At 37.0% G+C, this 3,270-nt stretch carries 3 protein-coding genes; 1 reads left to right on the top strand and 2 read right to left on the bottom strand.

Annotation, left to right across the window (positions count from 1 at the left end):
* Positions 1–1,352: 1,352 nt before the first annotated feature.
* A complete protein-coding gene (locus tag Q5O86_RS00950) occupies positions 1,353–2,090 on the top strand; it encodes a MerR family transcriptional regulator (RefSeq protein ID WP_302625282.1) in 738 nt (245 codons plus the stop codon).
* A 61-nt stretch (positions 2,091–2,151) separates the two neighbouring features.
* On the opposite strand, the gene Q5O86_RS00945 is transcribed toward Q5O86_RS00950, so the two are convergent.
* Positions 2,152–2,325, bottom strand: coding sequence for a DUF362 domain-containing protein (locus Q5O86_RS00945; protein WP_302625281.1), 174 nt, complete (start codon positions 2,323–2,325; stop codon positions 2,152–2,154).
* A gap of 160 nt (positions 2,326–2,485) precedes the next feature.
* Positions 2,486–3,270: helix-turn-helix domain-containing protein (locus tag Q5O86_RS00940; RefSeq protein ID WP_302625280.1), on the bottom strand; the 785-nt coding region annotated here is incomplete at its 5' end.

The following is a 3,270-nucleotide window of genomic DNA, read 5'->3' as shown; positions in this document are numbered from 1 at the left end:
AGATCTACACTCTTTCCCTACACGACGCTCTTCCGATCTTAACGATTAAGAATAAGCTAGAGGAGATGGAGGTTCCTTCAGAAGTCATAAGCATTGAATTTATCAGAAATATATTAGATATGGTTCCTACATCTGCGAATATTAAGCAGTATGCGGAAATTGTTTATGAAAAGTCTGTTATGCGAAATCTGATTCGGGCTAATGAAAATATAGCAAATACATGTTATGCGGGAAATAAACCTCTCGATACCATTTTGGAGGAGACAGAGAGGGATATTTTTTCATTGATACAAACCGGAAATACGGGAGACTATGTTCCGGTACGACAGATTGTTTTAAATGTTTTTGACAAGATAGAGCAGGCAGCACAGACAAAGGGGACGATTACAGGTCTTGAGACAGGTTTTAAGAAGTTAGATACACAATTGTCGGGGCTTCAGCCATCAGACCTAATATTGATTGCAGCGAGACCGTCTGTAGGTAAAACCGCATTTGTGTTAAATCTGACGGAAACGATAGCTGTAAAGCACAATATACCGGTGGCAATTTTTAGTTTGGAAATGTCAAGCGAACAGTTGATAAATCGTATTCTTTCGCAAAACTCAATGGTAAGCTCTCAAAAAATCCGTATTGGTGATTTGAGTGACAATGAGTGGGCGAATATTGTTGAGTCGGCGAATGTAATTGGAAATTCAAATATTATCATAGATGATACTCCGGGTATTAGTATTGGTGAGATGCGTTCTAAGTGTAGAAAGTTTAAATTAGAGAAGGATATACAGTTAGTGATTGTGGATTATTTGCAGCTTATGACAACAAATACTCCACATGGAAGCAGAGAGCAGGAAATTGCAGAGATTTCCAGAACACTTAAGGGGATTGCCAGAGAGCTCAATGTGCCGGTCATTGCATTGTCACAGCTTAACCGTGCATCGGAGACCAGAGAGGATAGAAAGCCTATTATGGCGGATTTGCGTGAGTCCGGTTCGATTGAGCAGGATGCCGATGTAGTTATGCTGATGTCCAGATATTATGATAAAGAGAAAAAAGAAGAAGATAGAAATAGAATTATTTTGAATGTAGCAAAACAAAGAAATGGTCCGGTTGGGGAAGTCCAGCTGGTATGGTTACCACAGTTTACCAAATTTGAAGATGCAGAGCAGGAAGAAAACCAGGTGTAAGGGATTTTTCCTGCTCTGTGTTTTTCATTTTTGTAGTTTGTTCGACAGCATCGCAAAAGGTTACATTATTTGCAGTGATAGAAGTATTGAAGGGTGAATATAATGGATTTATAATTGTAGTGTTTCAAAGAGAAGTGTGTTTTTCACGGAAAAATTTAATAGGAGGACGAGATGGGGGAAAAGCGATATATTATTTCTGATGCATCGAAGATGCTTGGTGTAGAGTCTCATGTTTTGAGATATTGGGAGGAGGAATTGAATGTTACCATTCCAAGAAATGAGATGGGGCATCGTTATTACACGGATAATCATATCAATTTGCTAAAGAATGTGAGAGAGTTAAAAGAACAGGGGTATAGTTTGAGAACGATTAAAATGATGCTTACGGACCCTGATGACAAAAACGGAGTAAAGGAAGTTCCACTAACACCTATTATAAAGCAAAACAGCAGGCTGGAAGTCACAGAGGGGGCAGGAAGCAAGATGGACCAGTTTCAGGCAATTATGGACAAGGTAGTATCCAAAGCCTTAAAGGAGTCTACATTAGATTTAGGTAAGGAAGTTAGCGGATGTGTCAGTGAAACAGTTTTAAAAGAAATGAATTACCTTATGCGTATGCAGGACGAAAAGGAAGAGGAACGCTATAAAAAATTAGACGAGGTAATGCGTTCGAGACAGCATATGAGCAGAAAAGAAAGAAAGCAAAAAATTAAATCTGAAAAAATGTTGTTGAAAAAAAATAAAAAAGAGAGTAAAAAGCAGTTAGAAAAGGTCGCAGCAAAAGGGGTTAAAAAAGGTAAAAAAGCTGTAAAAGTATCGGGTATTACGGCGGACACAAAGCAAAAAGTAAACGGGAAAAAAGTGGGAGTACATATAGGTAAAAAAGTAAAGGCAGTAATGCCACAGTAGGAGGAGCAATAAAAGATATATAAAAAGGGCTGTTGCCAGGCAACACCCCTTTTTTTACTTTTTAAGCATCTAATTCGATAGAACCTGTAGGGCAAGCACCTGCACAAGCTCCACATTCGATACATGTGTCAGCATCGATAACGAATACTCCGTCACCTTCTGAAATAGCGCCAACTGGGCAAGCGCCTGCACATGCACCACAACCGATGCAACCATCGTTAATTTTGTAAGCCATTTTAAAAAGCCTCCTTTAATTATGTTTATAGCAATATAATAATATATTTTCTGACATATTGCAACATTATAATATTTTACAATAATAGTAATTCATTGGTATTTAATATTAGAAATAAATTTTTTCAATTTGTAGAATATGTATTTTTTACAAAGGATTCTTATCTTCTAATAACAGTAAGAACACGACCAAAGAAATGAACATCATCAATATTATGTATTGTAATTGGGGTACCGATGCCATTTACCGGTTCCATAATAATTGGGTTTGAAAGAGTGTATTTTCGAATATATGCTTTTGTTCCTATGAGAAAAACTCCGACTTCTCCGTTCATTGGAAAACGGTCTCTGGCAATGAGTAAAACATCACCGTCTAAATATGTGGGACTTAATTCTCTTCCTATGTTTTTTAGTCCACACATTATTATATCGTTAAAATCTTGGCGATATGCAGAAATATCAATTGTTTCTGTATAAATGCTGTCAAAAACCATTCCGTCATGAATGATTCCTGTGGGGACAATAACAGTAATTTCATCAGTTCCACGACGTTCGTTATATTCTTTTAGATATATTTCTAAATTTGCTATTTCTTGAATAAGGGTAAAGGCTCTTAGGGGAAGTTTGGGAGAGGTAACACCATATGTAGATTCGGTTTCTAAGATGTAGTCAATGCCACAGCCGAAGGCATGGCTTATTTTCAGAAGAGTGTAAATGCTGGGGTTATTTATTTTCCCGGACATTAATTTTTTAACAGATTCGTAAGGCAATAAAGCATTATCGGCAAGTTGGCGAAGAGTCCAGTTATTTTGAGACATTAATCTGTAGATATTTTTTAGAGTCCTCTCTTTATAGAACCGTATCTCTTCATTTTTATTATTTATATTGTTCAAGATTCGCCTCCTAGGTATTTCATGGCACATTTTGGGGGGATGGGGCATAAATA

Origin of the sequence: uncultured Eubacterium sp., from assembly GCF_937958975.1 — a bacterium.
Classification (GTDB): domain Bacteria; phylum Bacillota; class Clostridia; order Lachnospirales; family Lachnospiraceae; genus Eubacterium_G.
Note: the sequence above shows the minus strand (reverse complement) of the source record. Positions and strands in the feature narration are given on the sequence as shown.

What these genes read in the sequence shown, in the direction of transcription:
- Q5O86_RS00945 (WP_302625281.1), bottom strand. Translation starts at nt 2,325, where the DNA reads ATGGCTTACAAAATTAACGATGGTTGCATCGGTTGTGGTGCATGTGCA.
- Q5O86_RS00950 (WP_302625282.1), top strand. Translation starts at nt 1,353, where the DNA reads ATGGGGGAAAAGCGATATATTATTTCTGATGCATCGAAGATGCTTGGT.